25 protein-coding genes are annotated in these 21,327 nt (G+C 69.8%); 12 read left to right on the plus strand and 13 right to left on the minus strand.

All coding sequences use genetic code 11. The annotated features are described in order from the left end of the window. Positions 1-60: 60 nt before the first annotated feature. Complete coding sequence (locus AAD027_RS18240; protein ID WP_341727463.1) at positions 61-519, minus strand: hypothetical protein; 459 nt, start codon at positions 517-519, stop codon at positions 61-63. A gap of 146 nt (positions 520-665) precedes the next feature. Between AAD027_RS18240 and AAD027_RS18245 the strand changes: the two genes are divergently transcribed. The 3 genes from AAD027_RS18245 to hemB all read left to right on the plus strand — a co-directional run bounded on the left by AAD027_RS18245 (position 666) and on the right by hemB (position 3,102). After that, positions 666-1,685, plus strand: a complete 1,020-nt coding sequence (locus AAD027_RS18245; RefSeq protein WP_341727464.1) for a chorismate transformation FkbO/Hyg5 family protein — start codon at positions 666-668, stop codon at positions 1,683-1,685. A 72-nt stretch (positions 1,686-1,757) separates the two neighbouring features. After that, the gene (locus AAD027_RS18250) at positions 1,758-2,006 is read left to right on the plus strand and encodes a hypothetical protein (protein ID WP_341727465.1); all 249 of its coding nucleotides are present in this window, start codon (positions 1,758-1,760) and stop codon (positions 2,004-2,006) included. A gap of 106 nt (positions 2,007-2,112) precedes the next feature. After that, the gene (hemB, locus tag AAD027_RS18255) at positions 2,113-3,102 is read left to right on the plus strand and encodes a porphobilinogen synthase (protein WP_341727466.1); all 990 of its coding nucleotides are present in this window, start codon (positions 2,113-2,115) and stop codon (positions 3,100-3,102) included. A 230-nt stretch (positions 3,103-3,332) separates the two neighbouring features. Here hemB and AAD027_RS18260 read toward each other — a convergent pair whose 3' ends face one another. Together AAD027_RS18260 and AAD027_RS18265 are read right to left on the minus strand one after the other, a co-directional pair. Further along, positions 3,333-4,058: an outer membrane beta-barrel protein gene (locus AAD027_RS18260; RefSeq protein WP_341727467.1), complete on the minus strand. Its 726-nt coding sequence runs from the start codon at positions 4,056-4,058 to the stop codon at positions 3,333-3,335. Between the two features lie 456 nt (positions 4,059-4,514). Continuing rightward, positions 4,515-5,405 carry a TolB family protein gene (locus AAD027_RS18265; RefSeq protein ID WP_341727468.1) on the minus strand — a complete coding sequence of 297 codons (891 nt, stop codon included), beginning with the start codon at positions 5,403-5,405 and terminating at the stop codon, positions 4,515-4,517. A gap of 50 nt (positions 5,406-5,455) precedes the next feature. Between AAD027_RS18265 and aroE the strand changes: the two genes are divergently transcribed. The 4 genes from aroE (at position 5,456) to AAD027_RS18285 (ending at position 7,762) form a co-directional block, all read left to right on the plus strand. Beyond that, positions 5,456-6,304, plus strand: a complete 849-nt coding sequence (gene aroE, locus AAD027_RS18270) for a shikimate dehydrogenase (RefSeq protein ID WP_341727469.1) — start codon at positions 5,456-5,458, stop codon at positions 6,302-6,304. A gap of 136 nt (positions 6,305-6,440) precedes the next feature. Next, positions 6,441-6,650 (plus strand): hypothetical protein, encoded by a 210-nt coding sequence (locus AAD027_RS18275; protein WP_341727470.1) that lies wholly within the window; start codon positions 6,441-6,443, stop codon positions 6,648-6,650. 61 nt (positions 6,651-6,711) lie between these two features. After that, positions 6,712-7,161, plus strand: coding sequence for a hypothetical protein (locus AAD027_RS18280; protein ID WP_341727471.1), 450 nt, complete (start codon positions 6,712-6,714; stop codon positions 7,159-7,161). 250 nt (positions 7,162-7,411) lie between these two features. After that, positions 7,412-7,762: a hypothetical protein gene (locus AAD027_RS18285; RefSeq protein WP_341727472.1), complete on the plus strand. Its 351-nt coding sequence runs from the start codon at positions 7,412-7,414 to the stop codon at positions 7,760-7,762. Positions 7,763-7,895: 133 nt separating this feature from the next. On the opposite strand, the gene AAD027_RS18290 is transcribed toward AAD027_RS18285, so the two are convergent. The 6 genes from AAD027_RS18290 to AAD027_RS18315 form a co-directional block, all read right to left on the minus strand. Further along, positions 7,896-9,194 (minus strand): DUF58 domain-containing protein, encoded by a 1,299-nt coding sequence (locus AAD027_RS18290; protein WP_341727473.1) that lies wholly within the window; start codon positions 9,192-9,194, stop codon positions 7,896-7,898. A 244-nt stretch (positions 9,195-9,438) separates the two neighbouring features. Next, the gene (locus AAD027_RS18295) at positions 9,439-10,440 is read right to left on the minus strand and encodes an AAA family ATPase (protein WP_341727474.1); all 1,002 of its coding nucleotides are present in this window, start codon (positions 10,438-10,440) and stop codon (positions 9,439-9,441) included. Next, a complete protein-coding gene (locus tag AAD027_RS18300) occupies positions 10,437-11,633 on the minus strand; it encodes a DUF4350 domain-containing protein (RefSeq protein ID WP_341727475.1) in 1,197 nt (398 codons plus the stop codon). The genes AAD027_RS18295 and AAD027_RS18300 overlap by 4 nt, the downstream gene beginning before the upstream one ends. Further along, a complete protein-coding gene (locus AAD027_RS18305; RefSeq protein WP_341727476.1) occupies positions 11,630-13,195 on the minus strand; it encodes a DUF4129 domain-containing protein in 1,566 nt (521 codons plus the stop codon). The genes AAD027_RS18300 and AAD027_RS18305 overlap by 4 nt, the downstream gene beginning before the upstream one ends. Then, entirely contained in the window at positions 13,185-14,183 is a 999-nt protein-coding gene (locus AAD027_RS18310) for a stage II sporulation protein M (RefSeq protein WP_341727477.1), read from the minus strand. Before AAD027_RS18310 ends, AAD027_RS18305 begins: the two co-directional genes overlap by 11 nt. Further along, positions 14,180-14,860 carry an RDD family protein gene (locus AAD027_RS18315; RefSeq protein ID WP_341727478.1) on the minus strand — a complete coding sequence of 227 codons (681 nt, stop codon included), beginning with the start codon at positions 14,858-14,860 and terminating at the stop codon, positions 14,180-14,182. Before AAD027_RS18315 ends, AAD027_RS18310 begins: the two co-directional genes overlap by 4 nt. Positions 14,861-15,045: 185 nt before the next feature. On the opposite strand from AAD027_RS18315, the gene AAD027_RS18320 reads away from it, so the two are divergent. After that, positions 15,046-15,321 (plus strand): YkgJ family cysteine cluster protein, encoded by a 276-nt coding sequence (locus AAD027_RS18320; RefSeq protein WP_425605491.1) that lies wholly within the window; start codon positions 15,046-15,048, stop codon positions 15,319-15,321. 19 nt (positions 15,322-15,340) lie between these two features. Here AAD027_RS18320 and AAD027_RS18325 read toward each other — a convergent pair whose 3' ends face one another. Both AAD027_RS18325 and AAD027_RS18330 read right to left on the minus strand, forming a co-directional pair. Next, positions 15,341-15,724, minus strand: a complete 384-nt coding sequence (locus tag AAD027_RS18325) for a VOC family protein (protein WP_341727479.1) — start codon at positions 15,722-15,724, stop codon at positions 15,341-15,343. Between the two features lie 38 nt (positions 15,725-15,762). Continuing rightward, a complete protein-coding gene (locus tag AAD027_RS18330; RefSeq protein ID WP_341727480.1) occupies positions 15,763-16,311 on the minus strand; it encodes a gamma carbonic anhydrase family protein in 549 nt (182 codons plus the stop codon). Positions 16,312-16,361: 50 nt separating this feature from the next. On the opposite strand from AAD027_RS18330, the gene AAD027_RS18335 reads away from it, so the two are divergent. Continuing rightward, positions 16,362-17,762 carry a coniferyl aldehyde dehydrogenase gene (locus AAD027_RS18335; protein WP_341727481.1) on the plus strand — a complete coding sequence of 467 codons (1,401 nt, stop codon included), beginning with the start codon at positions 16,362-16,364 and terminating at the stop codon, positions 17,760-17,762. A 15-nt stretch (positions 17,763-17,777) separates the two neighbouring features. On the opposite strand, the gene AAD027_RS18340 is transcribed toward AAD027_RS18335, so the two are convergent. Together AAD027_RS18340 and AAD027_RS18345 are read right to left on the minus strand one after the other, a co-directional pair. Then, complete coding sequence (locus tag AAD027_RS18340; protein WP_341727482.1) at positions 17,778-18,557, minus strand: SDR family oxidoreductase; 780 nt, start codon at positions 18,555-18,557, stop codon at positions 17,778-17,780. Continuing rightward, the gene (locus tag AAD027_RS18345; protein WP_341727483.1) at positions 18,554-18,883 is read right to left on the minus strand and encodes a nuclear transport factor 2 family protein; all 330 of its coding nucleotides are present in this window, start codon (positions 18,881-18,883) and stop codon (positions 18,554-18,556) included. The genes AAD027_RS18340 and AAD027_RS18345 overlap by 4 nt, the downstream gene beginning before the upstream one ends. Before the next feature lie 84 nt (positions 18,884-18,967). On the opposite strand from AAD027_RS18345, the gene AAD027_RS18350 reads away from it, so the two are divergent. From AAD027_RS18350 to AAD027_RS18360, 3 genes are all read left to right on the plus strand, one after another. Then, on the plus strand, positions 18,968-19,306 hold the full coding sequence (locus tag AAD027_RS18350) for a winged helix-turn-helix transcriptional regulator (protein WP_341727484.1): 339 nt from the start codon (positions 18,968-18,970) through the stop codon (positions 19,304-19,306). 103 nt (positions 19,307-19,409) lie between these two features. After that, positions 19,410-20,969, plus strand: coding sequence for an MFS transporter (locus tag AAD027_RS18355; protein ID WP_341727485.1), 1,560 nt, complete (start codon positions 19,410-19,412; stop codon positions 20,967-20,969). A 59-nt stretch (positions 20,970-21,028) separates the two neighbouring features. Further along, positions 21,029-21,325: a hypothetical protein gene (locus AAD027_RS18360; RefSeq protein WP_341727486.1), complete on the plus strand. Its 297-nt coding sequence runs from the start codon at positions 21,029-21,031 to the stop codon at positions 21,323-21,325. The last annotated feature ends 2 nt before the right edge of the window (positions 21,326-21,327 follow it).

Consider the following 21,327-nt stretch of genomic DNA (forward strand, 5'->3'; position numbering starts at 1 on the left):
ATGCTTTTTCATGCCACCGTACGCAAAAGCATCGCGCCCATGGGGCGCTCCTACCCAGCCTCAGGGGTTGGCCGGCTCCGGCACCACCAGCGCCGGATCGACCGGCGTGCCGGGCGGCACGTAGATGGCCACGCCGGCGGCCTGCCGCTGGGTGGTGGGGATGCCCATGCTGAGCCCGCCGGCGGAGTGGCGGCCGTAGCTGCCGGCGCCCACCGACATGCCCACCGGCGAGCCGCTGGAGCCCACGCCCAGCAGCACGATGCCGTTGGCGCCCAGCGCGGCGGCCTCGCGCTTGAGGCGGGCGACGGCCGAGTTGGTCTGGCCCTGCGTGCCGAAGCCGACGGCGCTGGTGGACTCCAGCTGCGCGACTTCCTGCGCGCCGGCCGGGGCGGTGCGGTAGACCTGCACTTGCGCGGGATCGATCGGCGCACGCGCCTGGCCGAGCATGACCTTGGAACTGCTGGCGCAACCGGCCGCCAGTGCGGCGGCGATGACGAGGGTGGCGATACGGAACGACATGGCGGCTTCTCCCGGTGTTCTGCGGACGATCTTCCGCCGCGACGCCTGAATACTGGCATATCCCGGCACCACCCGCCGTGACAGGCCGGGAGGAAATGCAGGCGGGTTATCATTCCCCGCCTGCCTATGCGCCCATCCACCGCACGATGAACCCTGCCCCCGATCTCCGGCCCGCCCCGCAGCGGCTGGCGGTCGACTATGTCCACACCCCTTCGCCCGCCGCCCTGCTGGGCCTGCCGGAAACGCTGGCCGTGTTCGGTTTCGGCACGCTGGCGCCCGCCTCCGCCGCGGTGGACGATCCCCGCTACCTGCGCGTACCCCTGTCGCCGCTGCGGACCAGCGCGGCACCCTTCGAAGTCTGGCGCGCCGGCGGTCCGGCGACCCACGGCGTGGCCGGCGGCATCCGCTACAGCCATGACGGCGCGTTGATGTTCGGCGCGGTGGAGTGGGAAGAACCCGAAGGCGGCATCCTGCCGGCCGGCGCGCAGGCCTATGCCGCGATGGCGGCCTTCTGGCGCGACAGCGGCTACCCGCACCTGCTGCGCATCTGGAACTACTTCGACGCCATCACCCTGGGCGAAGGCGATGCCGAGCGCTACCGGCAATTCTGCGTGGGCCGCGTGCAGGGCCTGGGCGACGTGGACACGCGCACGCTGCCCGCGGCCACCGCCATCGGCAGCCGCGACGGCCGCCGGGTGCTGCAAGTGTTCTGGCTGGCCGCGCGCGAACCGGGCCGCCCGCTGGAGAACCCGCGCCAGGTCAGCGCCTACCGGTACCCGCGCGAATACGGCCCGCAGTCGCCCAGCTTCGCGCGCGCCCTGCTGCCGCCTTCGCCGCAGGTGCCGCTGCTGCTGTCCGGCACCGCCAGCATCGTCGGCCACGCCTCGCAGCATGCCGATTCGCTGCGCGCGCAACTGGACGAAACCCTGACCAACCTGGACAGCCTGCTGTCCACCGCCTGCGCGCAGGAACCGTCGCTGCCGCCGCACTTCGACGCCAGCTCACGCCTGAAGGTCTACGTCCGCGATGCCCAGGACGCCGATGCCGTGGCGGCGCAACTGGACGCCCGCCTGGGCGGACGCGTGCCGTACCTGATGCTGCAGGCCGACGTCTGCCGCCGCGAGCTGCTGGTCGAGATCGAGGGCATGCACGGCGTGCGCGCTTGAAGCACGGCGCGGCGGACCCCATAGTTCAGGCATCCGGCGCCATCCCGCGCGCCGGTCGAGGAAGCGGAGACCATGGGACTGATCAGTCTGCTGTGGGGCATCGTGGCGATGCTGTGGATGGTGCTGGCGCTGATCCCGCTGTTGGGATGGGGCAACTGGTTCCTGATTCCGTTCGCCGCGGTGGGCGCCATCATCGCCGCCATCGGCATCCTGTTCACCCGCACCGAGAAGCGCGGCCGCGCCAAGGCCGGACTGGTGCTCAACGGCATCGTCATCGTGGTCGGCATCATCCGCCTCTCGCTGGGCGGGGGCATCTTCTGACGCCCCGATAGCCGCGCCGGACACAGCGTTCCGCGCTGCGACCATGCGTCGCGCCACACGTCCGGGAGGCGAGGCGTATCATTCGCGGCTCTGCAAGGAGTCCGCGATGGCCTATCCCCATTCCCGTCCGCGCCGCATGCGCCGCGACGATTTTTCCCGCCGGCTGATGCGCGAGCACGTGCTGACGGCGAACGACCTGATCTATCCCGTGTTCGTGCACGAGCTGCCCGGTCGCGAAGCCGTGCCGTCGATGCCGGGCGTGGAACGCCTGTCCATCGACGAACTGCTGAAGGTGGCCGAACAGGCCGTCGAACTGCGCGTGCCGGCGCTGGCGCTGTTCCCGGTGACCGCGCCGGAAGCCAAGTCGCTGGACGCCGAAGCGGCGTGGGACGACGACGGCCTGGCGCAGCGCGCCGTGCGCGCGTTGAAGCAGCGCTTCCCGGAACTGGGCGTGATCACCGACGTGGCGCTGGACCCGTTCACCACCCACGGGCAGGACGGCATCATCGACGACGGCGGCTACGTGCTCAACGACGTCACCGTGGACGCGCTGGTCAAGCAGGCGCTGTCGCACGCGCGCGCCGGCGCCGACGTGGTGGCGCCCAGCGACATGATGGACGGCCGCATCGGCGCCATCCGCGAGGCGCTGGAAGCCGAGGGCTTCGTCAACACGCGGATCATGGCCTACTCGGCCAAGTATGCCTCGGCGTTCTACGGCCCGTTCCGCGACGCCGTCGGCAGCGCCGGCAACCTGGGCAAGGGCAACAAGTACACCTACCAGATGGACCCGGCCAACACCGACGAAGCGCTGCACGAAGTCGCGCTGGACATCGACGAAGGCGCCGACATGGTGATGGTCAAGCCGGGCATGCCGTACCTGGACGTGGTGCGGCGGGTGAAGGACGAATTCGGCGTGCCCACTTTCGCCTACCAGGTGAGCGGCGAGTACGCGATGCTCAAGGCCGCCTACGCCAACGGCTGGCTGGACGAGAAGGCCTGCACGCTGGAAGCGCTCACCGCGTTCAAGCGCGCCGGCGCGGACGGCGTGCTGACCTACTTCGCGCTGGACGCGGCGCGCTGGCTGCGCGAAGGCTGAGCCCATGTAGGAGCGGCTTCAGCCGCGACCATGGAAACGAAGAAATCTTCGGCCACGGATTGCACGGATAAAGCCGAAAGCTTCATAGCCGCGTTCATCCGCGCCGATCCCTGTCTGAATGCTCTTTGTTCGTTTCCGGTCGCGACTGACGTCGCTCCCACAATGAGATTGGCTGTTCGCCCACGTATCGGGGAACGGGAACGCGCCGGCTCCCGTTCCCCGGCGACGGTTCAGAAGCGGGCTTCGATGCCCAGCATCACCGTGTCGGCGCGGTTGAACCGGCAGTCGTCGAAGTAGTCGCAGTCGTCATAGTAGTAGTCGTCGGCGTAGACGAAGGCGGTATAGCCCAGGCTGACGTTGAAATGGCGGTTGATGTCCACGCCGATGCCCAGGCCGGCGTAGCCGCCGTCGGTGGAGAAGTCGCCGCCGTAGGGATTGTCCTGGTCGGCGCTGAAATAGCCGCCGCGCACGACGGCGAACCAGCGGCTGTCGCCGAAGTTGAAGCGCGCGTTGGCGCCGATCGCGCCATAGGTGGCCTCCGGGATCAGAAAGCCGTCTTCGCGGGTGCTGTCGAGCCTGCCGCCGGAGATTTCCACGCCCACCTGCGCCCAAGGGCCGGTCTGCCAGCGGTAGCCGGCGCTCACCGCCGCCGCCCGCTGTTCGATGTCGTCGTAGATCCAGCCACGGCCGCCCTGCGCGCCGATGAAGAAACCGCCCTGGTCGCGGACAGGGGCACGGGATGCCGCGGGCGCGGCGTAGGGCTGGGCCTGCGGCGTCGCGCCGGCCTGGGGCGCGGCGGGCGCCTGCGGCTGCGCGGGCGACTGATCCTGCACGGGAGCCTGAGCGGCCTCCTCTTTCTTCCGGTACTCATCCCATGCGGGCGATAGGGACTGTGCGTTCGCGTGCAGGGCGAAGGCGGCCAGCACGAGCGGCAGGCAGCGGACGGGGTATTTCATGGGTGACTCCTCTCCTTGGCAAATGGAATGTTTCCCAGGTCCATGCGTGATCGAACAGCCATGCCGGGCGGATGCCGGCATGGCCGAACTGGAATGTGCACGTGCCGGCCGCGCCCGCCCACGATGGAAGGCGCTTTCGACGGAATCGATGAAAAGCGGACCGGAACGCCCGGCCTGCCGGCTTCATTCGATGGAACGCCCACTCCCCTGGGCGGGCGGAACATTGGAGTGCCCCACGAAGGCTGTCAAGTCGGTGCGCCCCCGACACGTCCGCCTGTGCGGCGTTACGGCGCATGCAAGCAGCGCCTTCTCGCAAGAACGAACTTTCCCGGGTGTGTCCGCCCAAGGCATCGCGGCCAAGACCGCTCCTACAAACAAACCCGCACTGCAGGAGCGCCCCAGGGCGCGATGCTGTTCGTTCCGCCGATGAATAAGCCGGCGCGCTGCAGGAGCGCCCTAGAGGCAACCAACCTTGCCCGTCGCCTTCGGCGCCACCGTACGGTAGAGGTCACCCTTGCCGGCCCTGGGTGCGCGCGCCGAACCGGTCACCACGATCTCCGCCGGCCTGGACGCATCCACCACCGGCGCGCGGGTCATGCCCTCGGCGGTGTTGAACGAAAGCGTCCATGGCTGCGCATCGGCATAGGCGCGGCCATCGCAGGCCGCCACGTACAGCCGGGTGGCCTCGCCGCCGGCCTGCGTGGAACGCGAGAACAGCAGTGCGCGCCCTTCGTCCAGCCAGGCGCTGTCGATCTCGTCGGCCGCGGTGTTCACGCCGGGCACCGGCCGCGGGTCCACGAAGGCCGTGCCATCCCAGCGCGCGAGGAACAGGTCGTATCCGCCCGCGCCCTTGCGTCCATTGCTGGCGAACGCCAGCCAGCGGCCGTCGGCGCTGAGGGTCGGCGAGCGCTCGTCGCCGCGCGTGTTGATGCCCGGGCCCAGCGATTCGACGGGGCCGTAACCGCCGTCCGGCTGCACGGGCGCGCGGTAGAGATCATGCCCGCCCGCGCCGCCCTCGCGGTTGGAGGCGAAGTACAGCCAGCGGCCATCGGCGCTGAACATCGGTTCGGCATCGTCGGCCGGGGAGTTGAGCGCCAGCGGCGCGGGGTCCATCCAGCGCTTGTCGACCCATCGCGCCTGCCACAGATCGCCGCCGCCCGGACCGCCGTCGCGGTCCGCGCTGCCCCAGACGATCCGCTGGCCGTCGGCCGACACGCTGCCGCGCACCTCGGCATCGCGCGTGGACACCACCCACAGGCCTTCGATGCCGTATTCGGCCAGCTGCGCCAGCGCCGCGGCTGAGAGTAGACTGCCGACGAAGGCGGTGGCGGCCAGTCTGCGTTTCATGGTGGTCACCCGCGTATCCATTCCCTTGCCAACTGGATTCATAGCACGTCATGTCCACGCCCCGATATGCAGTTTTCGGTCATCCGGTCGCACATTCGCTGTCGCCGCGCATCCATGCCGCCTTCGCGCGGCAGTCGGGCATCGCGCTGGAATACACCGCCATCGACACCGCGCCGCACGATTTCGTCGCCGCGCTGGACCGCTTCGCCGGCGAAGGCGGCGCGGGCGCCAACGTCACCATGCCGCTGAAGGAAGCGGCCTTCGCGATCTCATCGAGGCTTACCGACCGCGCGCGCCGCGCGGGCGCGGTGAACACGCTGACCCGCAACGACGGGCAGTGGCAGGGCGACAACACCGACGGCGCCGGGCTGGTGCGCGACCTGACCGGCCGGCATGGGCTGGACCTGCGCGCGCGCCGTGCGCTGCTGCTCGGTGCCGGCGGCGCCGCGCGCGGCGTGGCGCCGGCGCTGCTGGATGCCGGCATCAGCGAGCTGATCATCGTCAACCGCACGCCGGAACGCGCCGACGCGCTGGCCGACGCGCTGGGCGAACCCGACCGCGCGCATTCGCGCTACTGGGCCGACCTGCGCGACCTGGGCGACTTTTCGCTGATCGTCAACGCCACGTCCGCCGCGCGCCAGGACCAGAGCGAGTTCACCCTGCCCTTCGGCCTGGCCACGCCGCGCACGCTGGCGGTGGACATCAACTATGGCGAGGCCGCGATCCCGTTCCTCGCCTGGGCCCGCGCCGCCGGCTGCCACGATGCCGTCGATGGCCTGGGCATGCTGGTGGAACAGGCGGCGGAAGCCTTCGAAGGCTGGCACGGCGTGCGCCCGGACACCGACGCGGTGTACGCCGCGCTGCGCGGCAAGGACAAGGTGCTGGTGACGGCGGATTGAGCGGACAACAGGCGTCAGGTGGAACCGGATGCATCCAAACCATTGCCCGCATTGCAATCGCCCCTGCCTCGGCTTCTGGTCCAAGCTGGCTCTAGGACCCGCCCGCAGGAAAAGATGCATGTCCTGCGGAAACAGGGTGAGCGTCCCCTGGTTGCAGGCCTCGCTTCACATGTTGGCGCTGGGCCTGATTCCCCTTCTATTCTGCTTGCTCGCCATCACCCTCGTGGACTCTGCTCCGTCGAACTGGGTTTCCGTGGCGTTTCCATTGGTGGGCATAGCGGCCGGCACCGCGATTGAAGCCTGGTTGTACTATCGTTTCGTTCCATTGGTGGCGATCACCGCCTGACAAGCACTCAAGTCGAACCCGCTGGCGGGTCGGCCTGGTTCGGGCATCGGGGAGCCGGCGCATGCACAGAGCCTACGCCGTTGGTCTGCGGAGCTATCTGATTCTTGGCGCAGTGTGCTGCGTCTTTTTCATGGCATGCGCCGTCGGCGCGTTTCTTGCCCGCCAGTACTGGCCTATTCTTGTCTTCGGTTTTTTCGTGCTCATGGGCGTCTATTTGCTCATGAGCGCCGGAAATTACGAATTCTCCGAAAGCTGCGTTTCGCACAGGAATGCCTTTGGCCACTTCCGCATGCGATGGCAGGATGTTCGTGAAGTCGAGTTGGGACCGCAGGGCTCCATCGTGTTGCACGGCGGCGAGAAAAGATTGATTGTGGCGCCACCTTCAGCCTGGTCGGGCGCGGGAAAAATGGAGGCGTTTGATCTCATGCGCAGGAAGCTCGACGCGCCTGGCGTCAGGTCCTACCCAGGCAATTTCGCCGACTACAAGATCCACAGGAATGCCCGGGTGTGAAGGGACCGCGATCCGATCACTTCAGGTCAAACCCGTGCGGCGGGCCGGCTTGGCCCAGGCATTGGAACCACCTGGCAACATGGGTTCGGGGCGAACCCGTTTCGCGTATGGCTTGGTGCCGTAGTCCGGCAAAGCCGCAGGCTGTGCAGCCTCCCGGAGTCCCGGCACGGTACCGTGCGGCCCATCCATCCCGACTACGGGCATCACGCCTACGGTACGCTTGCGTACTCCCGACCCAAGGAGCGCATGCATGGATGGTTTCGTCGCCCAGTTGTTGACCCTGCTGGGCTTCCAGCTTCCCGAGCTGCTGGCCTGCGTCGCGGGCCTGGCGATGTTGTGGATGTGGACGCCGGCCGCGCCGGGGCGCGCGCTGGCCATCGGCGGCATGGCGGCGATCCTGGGTGCCGCGCTTCTGCGGCTCGTCATGTCGGTGACACAGGTCTGGATGATCCATCATGCCGAAGGCGGCTACAGCATGAGCGGCGGCTTCGCACTATTCAGCGCGGTGGGCATGCTGCTGGGCGTGCTTTCTTCCGCCGGGCTGGTGATGCTGGCCTGGGGTGCGTGCAAGGCGATGCTCGGGGCGGCGGTACGCGCCTGAAGCCTCGCATCTTGTAGGAGCGCCCTTGGGCGCGATTGCCCGGACGATGCATTGTCGTTGAATCAAGAGCATCGCGCCCTAGGGCGCTCCTACAGGGACAGGTCGAGGGGAAGCTCCGTTTCCCGTTCCCGCCTTACAGCAACCCGTCGCGCTTCACCGCCAGGTAGCGTTCCACCAGCGCGGCGGGCAGTTCGTCGCTGGTGACGTCCAGCACCATGACGCGATGGCTGCGCAGGGCTTCGTGCGCGGCGGCGCGTTGCTCCAGGTAACGGGCGACCGCGCCGGCGTGGATCGCGCCGGACAGGTCGTTGACGTCGCGGTCCAGCGCCTCGTCCAGCGAGGTCTCGCGCAGGCTGGCCACGCAGACCAGGTGGCGGCGTTGCAACAGGCGCACGGCGGCCAGCAGGTCCTCGATGTCCTCGTCGCGCACGTTGGTGACCAGCATCACCAGCGAACGGCGGCGCTGGCGCAGCGACAGTTCGGTGGCGGCGGCCAGGTAGTCCGTGGCCACGGCCTGCGGTTGCAGGTCGTAACTGGCGCGCAGCAGGGTGTCGATGGCGGCCATGCCGCGTTGCGGCGCCACCCAGCGGCTGTCGCCGCCCGAGGCCAGCAGCCCGACCGCATCGCCCTGGCGCAACGCCAGGTACGACACCACCAGCGACGCGTTCAACACGTGGTCGAAGTGTCCCAGTTCGTCCTCGCGCGCCAGCATTCGGCGGCCGGTGTCGATCAGCATGACCAGTTGCTGGTTCTTCTCGTCCTGGTATTCGCGCGAGACCAGCTTGCGCGAGCGCGCGGTGGCCTTCCAGTCGATCTGCCGCAGGCTGTCGCCGACGCGGTACTCGCGCATCTGGTGGAAGTCGGTGCCTTCGCCACGGCGTCGCTTCAGGTGCGCGCCGACCAGGCGCGAGGCCTGTTCGGCGCTGAACAGCGCGAAGCGCGTCAGCGGGGCGAAGTTGGGGTAGACGCGCACGCGCTGCGGCGCGCCGGCCACGCGCGACTGCCGCCACAACCGCAACGGCGAATGCAAGCGCAGTTGCACGCCGTCGAAGACCGCGTCGCCGCGCGCATTGGGGCGCAGGCGGTAGTGGAGGGTGGAAGCCGTGGCCGGCGCCAGCGTCAACCTGCGCGGAAGCCCACTGGCGGGCCAGCCGCCGGGGTGCAGGTCGAACACGTCCACGCGCTGCCGCGCGAGGGACTCGATGCGAAGCGCCACGTCGCGCTCGATGCCCAACGGAAGCGCCTCGGGGATTTCGCGCACCACCTCCGGCGTCGGCTTGCGGCGCAGCCATACGGCATCCAGCAATGCCAGCCCGGCCAGCACGGCGCCGCCGAGCTGCCACTGCCACAAAGGCTGCGCCAGGAACGGCACGGCCAGGCCGCACAGTCCCCACAGCGCCAGCAATGCGATCAGCAGCGGCGCGGGCCTCATGTAACGGCCCCTTCCCCCGCTTGCGGGGGAAGGTTGGGATGGGGGCGACGGAGCCCGTGCGGATCATTTTCTCCGGAAATCTCCAGGCGCAAAGCACCCCGCTTCGGCACGCCAACAAACACCGAATCGTTTCGGCTTCGATCTCCCCCCACCCCAACCCTCCCCCGCAAGCGGGGGAGGGGGCAGTGGATGCGCGCACCGGATTCCACCGGCTTGAGCATGGCGGTTGTGGCGGCATCCATCCTCATTTCCGTGGCGCTTCCACCTTGGCCAGCAGGGCGCGCAGGGCGTCGTCGGGCGACTGGCCTTCGATCTGCAGTTCCGGCGCCAGCGTGATGCGGTGGCGCAGCGCGGGGCGGGCGATCTCGCGCACGTCGTCCGGGGTGACGAAGTCGCGCCCCTGCAGCACCGCCTGCGCGCGCGCCGCGCGCACCAGCGCGATGCTGCCGCGCGGACCGGCGCCCAGCGCGATGCCCGGCCACTTGCGGGTCGCGGCGACGATGCGCACGGCGTAGTCGATCACCTGCTCGTCCACCTGCACGGCGGCGGTGCCGCGCTGCAGGGCGATGATGTCGTCCGGCCCCAGCACGCGCCTGACCTGCGACAGATCGAAGTCCGCGGCGGTGCGGCCGGTGGTGATGGCGTCCACCATGCGCTTTTCGTCCTCCAGCGACGGATAGTCGATCAGCACCTTCAGCAGGAAGCGGTCCAGCTGCGCCTCCGGCAACGGGTAGGTGCCTTCCTGTTCCACCGGGTTCTGCGTGGCCAAGGCGAGGAACGGCGGCGCCAGTTCGAAGGACTTGCCCTCGATGGTCACCTGCCCTTCCTGCATCACTTCCAACAAGGCGGACTGCGTCTTCGCCGGCGCGCGGTTGATCTCGTCGGCCAGCAGCAGATGGGTGAACACCGGGCCGCGGCGGATCACGAAGCTCTCGGTCTTCGGGTCGTAGACCGCGTGGCCGCTGACGTCGCTGGGCATCAGGTCGGGGGTGAACTGCACGCGGGCGTAGCTCAGCTCCAGCGCCTGCGCCAGCGCGCGCACCAGCAGCGTCTTGCCCAGGCCGGGCACGCCTTCGATCAGCACGTGGCCGCCCGCGAGCAGCGCGATCAGGATCTGGTCCAGCACCTCGGGCTGGCCGATGAAGGCCTTGGACACTTCCTCGCGCACGGCGGCGGCGCGTTCGGCCAGCAGGTTGCCGGCGGGCGCGGGGACCTCGGGAGGCAGGGCGGAGGTCGTATCGTTCATAGTCGGTTTCTCAGTTGGATCAGCGTGGAGATGCGGTCGCGGAAGCCCTGGCGATCGTGCGAACCCGGCGTCTGCAGGGCGGTGCGGACGCGTTCGGCGGGCAGGTCGAAGCGTTCGGCGATGGCGGCCACCTGCGGCTCGCCGGTCAATGCGGCGGCGACCGGATCGCGGCGGCGCAGGCGCGCCAGGAAGGCCTGCCGCATGGCGGTGTACAGCAGCACGCCGCGGCCATAGCGGAACAGGTGTTCGCCGCTGGCGCGCACGTGTTCGAGCAGCGAGCGCCGTTCGCCCGACGGCGAGGGCAGTTCCGGCCCGAAGCGCTGCATGCGCGCCCACAGCCACGCCATCAGCGCCAGCAGCAGCGGCGCCCACACCATCCAGCCGCGCACCAGCAACGTGCGCCAGATCGACGGCATTTCCGCGGCATAGACCAGGTGCATGGTGCCGTGGCCGTAGTTGGGCGCCAGGATTTGCCGCGCCAGCGCGCGGTGCGGACCGTCGCGCAGGCCGCCGTCGGGCGGCTCGGCCAGCGCATTGGCCAACGGATTGCGCGAGGCGCCGTTGGCCAGGAAATCGACATCGGCCAGCACGTCGACATGCCCGCTGCCGACCTCGAGCCGCGCATAGACGTACCCGGCCTGCAGGTCGCCCCACGACAGTTCCGGCTCCACGTCGTCGAAGGCGAAGCGGCGGCCGCGGCAGAATTCGACGTGGTGCCCCTCGCCCTCCACCTGGAAAGCCTCGCACTCCGGCGTCTCGCCCACCAGCCACAGCGACAGCATGTCCAGCAGCACCGACGCCGGGGCGTCCTCGCCGGCGACGTCCTTCGCCGGCGAGTACATCGGCGTGCGCACGATCAGGTGGCCGCCGCCTTCCACCCAGTCCAGCAGGCGGCGCGCCTCGGGCGGCGACAGCGCGCGCGGGTCGTTGAACAGCAGCACGGTGTCGCGCGCCGCCAATGCGTGGTCGTCCAGCTTCAGGCGCTGGCGCGCGTCGACCTTCACGCCGTCCGCCTGCAGGGTTTTCGCCAGGGCGTACAGCGGGTTGTACGCGGCCTCGCCGCCGGGCGGCAGGTAGATCGTCTTCTCGACGCGATGGAACTCGTGCCGGAACCACAGCGCGCCGGCCACCAGCAACGCCACGGCCAACCCCACGGCGGCGATCGTCCACGCGGCGCGTGCGCGGGCAGTCATGCCGTCCACCCGTAACGCAGCTCCAGCTCGGACACCAGCGCGTCGAACTCGCCCTCTTCCGGCAGTCGTTGCGCGTAGGCGGCGTACTGCCACGTGCGCACCATGCGGGCGAAGACATTGCGGTCTTCCGCCTGCGGCATGCGGCGCGAAGCGCGCAGGCATTCGGCTTCGGTCGCGCCGGGCGGCAGCACGAGGTCGGCGCGCGCGCTCATGCTGTCCACGCTGGCGCGGTACAGCAGCGCCAGCGCATGCCGCGGCCGGCCTTCGCGCCACAGCCGGCGGGCGACGGTGGCGATGTCGTCCGGCAACGCTTCCGGCAGCGCCAGCGCTTCGGTCGCCACCGCATCGTCGGGCACGGCATCGCGGCGACGGCCACCGCGCATCCACGGCAGCCAGTAACGCATCGTCGCCAGCAACGCCACGGCCAGCGCGCCCACGATCAGCCACAGGCCCCACTCGCCGATGAAGGCCAGCACGGCACCCAAGCCCGCCAGCAACGGCGGCAGGTCGCGGTCCTTTTCTTCTTCCTTCTTCCTGTCGTCCGGGTTGCGACGCTCCCAGGTGCTCCGGGTCTGGGTGCGGTCCAGCAGCGGGTCGCGATAGGCCTGGTCCGCCGCCTTGCGGAAGGACGCTTCGTCCACGCGCTGTTCGCCGAACACGCGCGGCAGCGTGGGCGGCGTCGCGCGCGTTTCGGCTTTCTGGTCGCTCCGCGCGTGCGCCTGCGGGGGTGTATCGCGCTCCTGCGCGCGCAGCGGACCGGCCATGCCGGCCAGCAGCATCACCGCCAGCAGCACCGGGGCCGAGGCGGCGAGGCGCGCGCGCAGCTGGCGGAACACGATCTCCACGTCCCATGCCTCGATCTGCGTGCGGCGGTTGAGGTACAGGCCGAAGCCGGCGCCGATGAAGAACGGTTCCACCACGCTGGCCGCGGCCCACAGTAACGCGTTCCAGCACAGCTTCATCCACGCCGGCGGCGTCTCGGACACCAGCTTCAGCGCATCCTGCACGCTGTCCGGCATCAGCCCGGTCGGCAAGTAGGCCAGCACCGCGACCACGGCCCCCACCACCAGCGCGGCCTCGAAATGCAGGCAGATCAGCGTCAGCAGCACCGCCGTGCCGTAGGCCTGTCCGCCCAGCACGCCGCGGCGCTGGCGCAGGCGGTCGCCGTCCACGCCTTCCAGCAGGTCGATCGGCAGGTACAGCGAACGCACCGGGCTGAAGCGGCGCCAAGTCAGTAACTGACGCACGCTCTTCCAGCCCCAGGCCTTTTGCGTGCGCAGCGTCTCGGCCGTGCCCGGCACGCTGCCGAACACCGCGCGCGACACCACGTACAGCGGGATACGGTCGAAGGCCGGCTTCAGCCACCACATCAGCAGCGCGGCCAGCCAGAACTGGTCGATCAGCCACGCGCCGGTGTTGAGCAGCGCGAACACCGGCAGCGTCAGCCACAGCCACGGCTTCCAGATGGCGGCGGCGTGGCGGCGCACCAGCGCCATGCCCAGTTCCACCGCCTCCCAGGAAGAGCGCACCCGCAGGCGGACGGTCAGCTGTTCAATCCGCATCCGCCACTCCGCGCCCGCCGCGCCACAGCCACACCAGCACCAGCGTCCACAGCACGCCGGACACGCTGTACTTCACCGTCGCCGGGATCGACTGCGTGGACGACCAGAACGCTTCGATGAAGGCCGCCACCAGCAGCATCGTCGCCACGCCCAGGCACAGCCGTGCGCCCTTGGTGCCGGCCAGCACCAGCGCGTCGATGCGGCGGTGCCGGCCCGGCGCGATCAGGCTGAGCCCCAGCCGCAACCCCGCGCCGCCGGCCAGCACGATGGCGGTCAGCTCGAACGGCGCATGCCCGGCGACGAAGCGCCACAACGGATCGCCGTAACCGATCTGCTGCAGGTGGCCGAACACCGCACCGATGCCGATGCCGTTGGCGATCAGCACCAGCAGCGCGCCCACGCCCGCGAGCAATCCGCCGGCGAACGTGCGCAGGCCGATGCCGATGTTGTTCCAGATGTAGACGCCGAACATCTGCCAGTCGCTGCCGCTCTCGCGGCCCAGCGAATGGCGCGGGTCGCCGGGGTCGTACATGCGTTCGACCTGGGCGACCTGTTCCGGCGACATGAAGCTGTAGATCAGTTCGGGGCGGTACTGCAGCAGCACGAACATCAGCACCAGCGGCAGCACGAACACCAGCGTGGCCACCCACATGCAGCCGGCTTCGCTGCGCACCAGCCGCGGGAAGTCGGCCAGCAGGAAACGCGCGGCGCGGCGCCAGCGCGGCGGCGGCGTGCGGTACAGCAGGCCGTGCCCCTGCTGCATCAACGCCTGCAGGCGCTCCACCACCACCGGGCTGTAGCCGCGCTTGCGGGCCAACGCCAGTTGCTGGCAGACGCGGCGGTAGCGCGACGGGATCTCCTCGTCGTTGAGCACGCCCTGGTTGCGCTCGGCGCGCGCCTGCCGCGCGCTGCCGCCCCGCGCCTGCATCCACGATTCGAACGCGATCCATTCTGCCTGGTGGCGGGCGACGAACTGCTCCTGCCTCATCGGCGCCCCAGCAGCCAGTTGGCCATGCCGTACAGGCGCAGCACGCCGGCCTGTCCGTGGGTCCCGGTGATGGGCGCCGCGATGTCGGCCAGTTCCTCCTGCCGCGACGGCGTGAGCTGCGGCGCGCGTTCGCCGAAGGCGACGACGGCGGCCTGTTCCTCCGGGCGCAGGCCCACGGGCGGGACGTGGACGGCATTGATCGGCGCGGGCACGTGTTCGCGCTCGGCGCCGACATGCACCACCAGCGTGCCGGCCACCATGTCGCCGAGCCGGCGCCCGTGCGGATCGGCCAGGCACGCCACCAGGCCCACCGCATAGCCGAACGGCAGCATGTCCACGGTGCGCAGCAGGTTGCGGGTGATCGCGGCCAGCCAGCCCAGCGGCGCGCCGTCGGCCGACACCACGCGCAGGCCCATCGCCTTCTTGCCCGGCGTCTGCCCGTGCCACGCGGATTCCAGCACGATGGGATACGCCCAGAACACCAGGAACAGGCCGATCAGGTACAACCCTTCGCCGGCCTTGCCCAGCATCGCCAGCACCATGCCCATGACCATCACCACGCCCATGCGGATCGCCAGGTCGATGCCCCACGCCAGCGCGCGCGGCACCGGCCCGGCGGCGGGCAGGTGCAGGGCGACGCCCTCGGGCGTGACCACTTCGCGATAGGTATCCAGCATCAGGCAGTCACCGCATGTTCGTCCGGCCGATGTGCAGGCGGTACCCGAAGCAGATTGACGTGCCGTGGTTCGCTTTCCATGCGCCTTCCCCTGTACACGCCGACTTTAGCGGGCAACGCCGCGCTTGCCCAGCCGGATTGGGGCCTGTTGAAGCTATTGTGATAGGCCCTAGACTGGCCGCCACCGTGAACTCCATTCCCTTCTCCTGCCGGCCGGGCTGCGGCGCCTGCTGCACGGCGCCGTCGATCACCTCGCCCATCCCCGGCATGCCGCACGGCAAGCCGGCGGGCGTGGCGTGCGTGCAACTGGACGACGCGCTGCGCTGCCGGTTGTTCTGCAAGCCCGAGCGCCCGGCGTTCTGCGCCTCGCTGAAACCCGGTCCGACGATGTGCGGGGCCAGCCGCGCCGAGGCGATGGCGATGCTGTCGGCGCTGGAACGGGCCACGGCGCCGATACGCTGAACTTCGCCGCTGATGCGGCTCAACCGACCTGCGTGGATATCCACCAGGTGGTGCCGCCGACATCGCGGAACCCGCCACGCTTGTCCTCGTCGCCCTGCTTCCGCACCGGCGCCTGCACGGGCGTCGCGCCGGCCGCCATGGCGCGCTGCCAGGCGGCGTCCACGTCCGGCACGTACAGGTGGACATGGCCAGCCACGGCCGGCCAGCCTTCCATCGCATCGGACAGCATCACGACCGTGTCGTCGATGCGCACCTCGGCATGGCCCAGCCTGCCGTCGCCGACGGCATGCAGGCGCAGCGGCTCGGCATCGAAGACCTGCACCAGGAAGTCGAGCGTCCGCTGCGCGCCATCGACGACGAGGTACGGCGCCACCGAAGTGTAGCCTTCGGGCTTGTACGTCATGTGGCACTCCTGTCTTCGGACGTGGCTGCGTTACGGAATCATCCCGCGGATAGTGTTGCGTCCAGGTAACGGTCCTTCAGCCGCACGTAGTGGCCGGCGGAATAATGCAGGCTCTCGATTTCCCTGTTGGTCAGCCGGCGGGCGAACCGCGCCGGGTTGCCCAGCCATAGCTCCGCCTCGCCGACGACCTTGCCCGGCCCCACCACCGCGCCGGCGCCGACGAAGCCGTATCGCTTCACCGTGGCGCCGTCCAGGATGCACGCGCCCATGCCGATCAGGCACAGGTCCTCGATGGTGCAGGCGTGGATGATGGTGCCGTGGCCGACGGTGACGTCCGCCCCGATCAGCGTCGGATGGCCGGCCTGGTTGTACGGGCTGTGGTGGCTGACATGGACGATGGTGCCGTCCTGCACGTTGGTGCGCGCGCCGATGCGGATGAAGTTGACGTCCCCGCGGAGGATGGTGCCCGGCCAGACGGACACGTCCTCGGCCAGTTCCACGTCGCCGATCACGGTGGCCGCCGGGTCCACGTAGACGCGCTGGCCAAGGACGGGAAAACGGTCAAGATAGGGGCGGATGGCGGTCATTCGGCCATTGTAGCGAGCAGGGCCGATTCGGCCGGACTACACTCCGGCGTATGGACACGACCGCCCCGCCCGACCTGACCGCCACCCTGCACCGCCTGCGCGATGCCTGGCAGGCGAACAAGCCCGACCACGCCCAGCGCCGCGCCGACCTGCAACGCCTGCGCGACGCCCTGAAGCGGCGGCTGCCGGAGATGGCCGACACCATCGCCGCCGACTTCGGCCATCGTTCGCGCCACGAATCGCTGATCGCGGACGGCATGACGGTGCTCAACGAGATCGACCACCTGGCCTCGCACCTGCGCACGTGGATGAAACCGCGCCGGGTCGGCGTGGGCTGGCGCTTCTGGCCGGCGCGCGCGGAGATCCGCAGCGAACCGGTCGGCGTGGTCGGCGTGATCTCGCCGTGGAACTATCCGGTCAACCTGGCGCTGATCCCGCTGGCCACCGCCATCGCGGCCGGCAACCACGTATTCCTCAAGCCGTCCGAATACACGCCGCGCACGACGGAATTCCTGCGCTCGCTGCTGGCCGAGGTGTTCCCGCTGGAACGCGTAGCAGTGGCCGCCGGCGGCGCCGACGTGGCGGCCGCGTTCGCCGCATTGCCGTTCGACCACCTGGTCTTCACCGGCTCCACCGCGGTGGGGCGCAAGGTGATGGCCGCCGCCGCGCCCAACCTGACCCCGGTGACGCTGGAACTGGGCGGCAAGTCGCCGGCCATCGTCTGCGACGACTACCCGCTGGAGCAGGCCGCGGCGCGGCTGGCGACCGGCAAATGGTTCAACGGCGGGCAGACCTGCATCGCGCCGGACTACGTACTGGTGGGCAAGGGCCGCCGCGACGCGCTGGTGCAGGCGCTGCGCGAGCAGGTGAAGGCGCGCTACGGCGACCTGCGCGACACCGACGACTACACGCGCATCATCAACGATGGCCAGTTCGCGCGACTGGAAGGCTACCTGCACGATGCGCGCGCGCGCGGGCTCGAGGTGGTGCCATTGGCCGACGCGCACGCTGCCGCGCAGCGCCTGTTCGCGCCCACGCTGGTGCTGGAACCCGGCGACGACGCCCGGGTCATGCAGGACGAGATCTTCGGGCCGATCCTGCCGATCCGCAGCGTCGATTCGCTGGACGACGCCATCGCCTACGTCAACGCGCACGACCGTCCGCTGGCGCTGTACCCCTTCAGCCACGACCGCGACCGCGTGGAGAAGATCCTGAGCGGCACGCTGGCCGGCGGCGTCACCGTCAACGACGCCCTGCTGCACTTCGGCATCAACGCGCTGCCGTTCGGCGGCATCGGCGCCAGCGGCATGGGCGCCTACCACGGCCGCGCCGGCTTCGACGCGATGAGCAAGGCGCTGCCGATCCTGTGGCAGCCGCGCCGCGCCGGCAGCGACCTGCTCAAGCCGCCCTATTCGAAGGTCGCCAGGTTCATCGACTTCATCATCCGCTGACGTGCGGCCGTGCCCTCACGCCGTGGGCACGGTGCCGCCGTCGATCACGTGTTCCGTGCCGGTGATGGCCGCCGCGCGGGGCGAGGCCAGGAAGGCGATCAGTTCGGCGACCTCGCGCGGCCTGGCCGGCCTTCCCAGCGGAATGCCGCCCAGCGATGCCATGATGATGCGCTTGCCGCCTTCGTAGTCGGTGCCCGCCTGTTCGGCCAGGCGCTCGGCCAGCGCGACCGACGCCTCCGTCTCGACCCAGCCCGGCGACACGCGCAGCACGCGCACGCCCTTCGGCGCGACCTCCTTGGACAGGCTCTTGCTGTAGGTGGACAGCGCCGCCTTGGCCGCCGCATACGCGGTAGTGGCTTCCGGCAACGGCAGCCGGCCCTGGATGGAGGTCACGTGGACGATGACGCCGGACCCCTGCGCCAGCATGCCCGGCAGCAGCGCGCGGTCCAGCCGCACGGCGGGAAGCAGGTTGAGATCCAGTTCCCGGCGCCATTCCTCCTCGCCGAGCGCGGCGAACCCGCCGCCGGGCGAGGACGAGCCGCCCAGCACATGGACGGCGATGTCCACGCCGCCCAGGCGCCACGCCACGGTGTCCGCCAGTGCGGCGCAGCCTTCTGCGGTGGTCAGGTCGGCGGCGGCGAAGAGCGGATCATCGGTGCCTTCCGGTTGCGAACGGGCCACCGCCAGCACGGTGGCGCCGAGTTCGCGCAGCAGCGCCACGGTCGCCCCGCCGATGCCGCGGGTACCCGCGGTGACCAGCACGCGTTTTCCCTGCAGATCCAGGTCCAGGGTCATCCGCGGATCTCCAGCGAAGCGATGCGATCGCCCGCCAGCACGATCGTGTAGTCCAGTTCGACCGGGCTGCCCGGAAAATTTCCCGTGGTCCGCACATGCACGCGCAGTTGCTCGCCCTGCCTCTCCGCCGAGAGCGGCTCGACCCGGTACTGGTAACGCGCCTTGGCCGAACGCTTCCACGCGCGGATCGCCTCCCAGCCGCGGATGGCCTGTCCTTCGTCGCGAACCTCCGCATCGGCGGTGAAGCAGCGTTCGATGCAGTCGACGCCGTCGGCATTCTCTTCGCTCAGATAGAGGGCGACAGGTTCCGGCAGTTCCACGTTCATCCACGACTCCTGGCATACGCCTTGTTGCGAGGCGCGCATCGTGGCCCTAGGCTTGCCCGCGTACAAGAACGCACGGAAAAGTAAGTGGCTGACGATGCAGTGAGCAGGAAACACCACACACCCGAATCCGCGGCCCACGACGTGGAAGCGGCGGTGCGGCTGCTGGACGGCCGCTGGAAGCTGCTGATCCTGTTCCACCTGTTCGACGGCAGGGTCCAGCGCTACTCGGACCTGGAGAAACTGATCCCGGCGATCTCGCAGAAGATGCTCGCCCAGCAACTGCGCCAGCTGGAAGCCGACGGCCTGGTCGCGCGGACGGTGTATCCGGAGGTGCCGCCGAAGGTCGAGTACCGCCTGACCGACTGGGGACAGGCGCTGTGCCCGGCGCTGGACGGCCTGCTGCTCTGGCTGGAAAGGAAATGATCGGTCCGGGCTAACCGGTCCGTGCCCGCTTCGCCGAGAATCGCCCTGTCGATGCGCGGCCTTCCCGTTCGTCGACGGGATGATGCCCTTTCAACGGAATGCCATGCCGACGAACTCCGCCCCCGCCAAGGCCACCCGCCGCGAATGGATCGGGCTGGCGATCATCGCCCTGCCCTGCCTGGTCTACGCGATGGACCTGACCGTGCTGAACCTGGCGCTGCCGGCGATCAGCGCGGAACTGGACCCCAGCGCCAGCCAGTTGCTGTGGATCGTGGACGTGTACGGTTTCCTGGTGGCCGGCTTCCTGATCACGATGGGCACGCTGGGCGACCGCATGGGCCGGCGGCGCCTGCTGCTGATCGGCGCGGCGGCGTTCGCGGCGGCCTCGGTGGTCGCGGCGTTCTCGCGCAGCGCGGAAATGCTGATCGCGATGCGCGCGCTGCTGGGCATCGCCGGCGCCACGCTGGCGCCGTCCACGATGTCGCTGATCCGCAACATGTTCCACGACGAGCACGAGCGGCAGTTCGCCATCGGCGTGTGGATCGCCAGCTTCTCGGTCGGCGGCGCCATCGGCCCGCTGGTCGGCGGCGTGCTGCTGCAATGGTTCTGGTGGGGCGCGGCGTTCCTGGCGGCGGTGCCGGTGATGGTGCTGCTGCTGGTGCTGGGCCCGAAGCTGCTGCCGGAATACCGCGACCCCGACGCCGGCCGCCTGGACCCGGTCAGCATGGCGCAGTCGTTGTCCGCCGTGCTGGCGGCGGTGTACGGGCTGAAGCGCATCGCCGAATACGGCGCGGACGCGCGCGGCATCGTCATGCTGCTGGCCGGCGTGGGCCTGGGCGTGCTGTTCGTGCGCCGGCAACGCCACCTGGCCTATCCCTTCCTCGACGTGACGCTGTTCCAGCGCCCGGCCTTCACCGCCGCCATCGTCGCCTACGCGCTGGCCGGCCTGTCGATGATGGGCGTATACATCTTCATGACCCAGTACCTGCAACTGGTGCTGGGGCTGACGCCGTTGCAGGCCGGCATCGCGACCATTCCCTGGTCGCTTAGTTTCACCGTCGGCTCGCTGCTCGCACCGCGCTGGGCGCGCCGCTGGGGCGCGCGGCAGGTGATGGTGCGGGGGCTGCTGATCGCCGCGGCGGGCTTCGGCATCACCGCGGCCGTGATGCCGCCGCACGGGCTGTGGATCCTGATCGCCGGCATGCTGGCGATGAGCATCGGCATGGCGCCGGTGTTCACCGTGGGCAACGAACTGATCATCACCACCGCGCCGCCCGAGCGCGCCGGCGCCGCCTCCGCGCTGTCGGAAACCAGCGCCGAACTCAGCGGCGCGCTGGGCATCGCGGTGCTGGGCAGCGCCGGCATGCTGCTGTTCCGGCTGTGGCTGGCGCCCGCGCTGCCGACGGGCATGGATACCGTGGACAGCACGCGCGCGCTGTCCACGCTCGGCGGTGCGATGACGGTGGCAGGCGAACTCGGTGGGCCGGCGGGCGTGCTGGTCGCGGACGCCGCCCGCACGTCGTTCACGCACGCGATGCGCGCGATCGCCCTGTTCGGCGCGGCGATGATGCTGCTTGCCAGCTGGATGGCGGCACGGCTGATGCGCGATGGCGAGGGCGCAGGACATGCGGTGCAGGTCGCCGACGAGGCGACCGGCGCATGAGCGTCGCGGACGACCACGCCCTACACTGTGCATTCGCCACAAGGACAGGGGATGCCTGCATGGACGACGAAGATCGCATCCGCGACGATCTGCGCCGCCTGGCGTTCTGGTGCTGGCTGCTGCCTGTCCCGGCGGTAGCGCTGCTGCTCGGCCTGCGCTACCCGCCGGCGGGTCCGGCAGCAATGGTGGGCTTCCTCATCCTGGGGCTGGGCGCGCTGCTGCTGGTACCGCTGGGCGCGCTGGTCATCGGCTTGGCCACCCGCACGCTTGGGGCCTCACTGATCGGGGCGATGACCGGCATCGGCGTGGGCCTGTTCACGGGACTGCTTGGCTTGGCGCTGCGCCAGTTGCTCTAGAA

The sequence above is a fragment of the Pseudoxanthomonas putridarboris genome (genome assembly GCF_038321125.1).
Lineage (GTDB): Bacteria > Pseudomonadota > Gammaproteobacteria > Xanthomonadales > Xanthomonadaceae > Pseudoxanthomonas_A > Pseudoxanthomonas_A putridarboris.